1 protein-coding gene is annotated in these 1,821 nt (G+C 26.7%); it reads left to right on the forward strand.

Going from position 1 to position 1,821, the window contains the following annotated elements; genetic code table 11:
- Window positions 1-119: 119 nt before the first annotated feature.
- Window positions 120-1,406, forward strand: a complete 1,287-nt coding sequence (locus AZI32_RS16900; protein WP_061997122.1) for an IS110 family transposase — start codon at window positions 120-122, stop codon at window positions 1,404-1,406.
- The last annotated feature ends 415 nt before the right edge of the window (window positions 1,407-1,821 follow it).

Below are 1,821 nucleotides of genomic sequence, written 5' to 3' on the forward strand. Positions count from 1 at the left end.
AATAGTTAATAGCATTCCTGTATTGCCATTTTAATCATTTTGAAATAAAAAAAGACCTTTTGTATAATTAAAAGGTACACTACCACCTAAAAAATAATTATACAAAAGGAGCATTTATTATGAATAATAGCATTATTAAGGTTAATTTGTCAAAGGTTTTTATAGGTATAGATTTAGCAAAGGAAACTCATGTAGCGAAAGCTATCAATATTAATGGAGAACTTATAAGTACATTATCAAAGTTAGATAACTCAATAGAAGGCTTTCAAATGTTTGATGATTGGGTACAGAATATTATAAGAGATTATAATGTAACAAATGTAATAATAGGTGTGGAGCCTACTGGAGTGTACTGGCAAAATATAATTTCTTATATAATAACTAATATGGAACATTGCGAAGCAGTCATGACAAAACAAGTAAAAGTGCAACAAATAAGGTCTTTATATGGAAATGGTAAAGGCAAAAATGATTTCATTGATGCTTTATCAATAGCTAGATGTGTTAAGGATGGATTATATTTTAAGCCAAGAATACGAACTGAGGAATCAAATAAGCTTAAGCGATTATCAAGATTCAGAGATAAATTACTTAAAGATTTAAATAGAACTCATAATATTTTATCAGGTGAAATATTTAATATTTTTGGTGATTATAAAAAAGTATTTTCCGATTGGTCGTGTACATCATTTTTAACAATTTTAAGAAAGTATCCATTGCCAGAAGATATTGCAAATGCTACTGATGAAGAGTTATTAACACAATTAAGGACTAAAATTAAAAGCGGTGTAGGCTTAAAAAAAATAAAACAATTAAAAAAAGTAACTAATGAATTTTTAGATAATAAAACTAATAATTTATTTGACGTGGTAGGTAAAGAATTACGAAATGAATTGCAATGGTATATCGAAGATTACATCAATATAACTGATAAAATTGAAGAAATAAATAATGAATTGAAAGAATTAGTGTTAAATATGGAGTATGCAGAAAATATTATTGAAATCAAAGGAGTTGCAGAAGGTACTGTAGCTGCGCTGTTCGCAGAAGTCGGAGACTTAAAAGATTTTAAAACTAGTGCACAATTGATATCATTTGTAGGATTAGATTTAAAAGAAAATAGTTCAGGTGGTAAAAAAGGAAAACGATCTATTAGTAAGTGTGGTAGTGCAAAAATACGTAGTATATTGTATAAAGTTGCTTTTCCATTGATAACACAAAATGATTATTTTAAACAGTTATATAAATATTATACTCAAAGAAAAAATAATCCACTAAAAGGTAATCCAGCACTTATAGCTATATGTTGTAAGTTCTTAAGAGTAATATATGGAATGGTAAAAAACAATTCAAAGTTTGATGGAAATGAAGTTATAAAAGGAATTGATATACAAATAGCAGCTTAAAATAACCAATATGGAATGATATAAATTTATAGTAAGTTTTAAATTGATAATTTATTTAGTTTAGAAAAATATTAGCCAGTTTTAGCCGTATAGATCATAACATTAAGGCATTGACCTCGTTTAATAGCAAAAACGGCAGCCATCTACAGATATGTTGTACGAAGGAATATTAGATATAATCTAGGGAAACATGAGAGTTTTAACAACTGTAGTAATTGGATTAACAATAGGGCAATCATATGTTATATTTTGGTATATGAAATACGATAGGTGTGTTTGCTATACCCAAAATTGATAAAACTCAAATAGATTTTATCAATAATATTCTTTTAAGAAATATATAAGGATATGACTAATATGAAATTCTAAGAAAAATAGAGTAAATCAAAGAAAACTAAACTATAAGGAGAGAGTT

This window comes from Clostridium sp. ATCC 25772 (assembly GCF_001573875.1).
Taxonomy (GTDB): domain Bacteria; phylum Bacillota; class Clostridia; order Clostridiales; family Clostridiaceae; genus Clostridium_J; species Clostridium_J senegalense.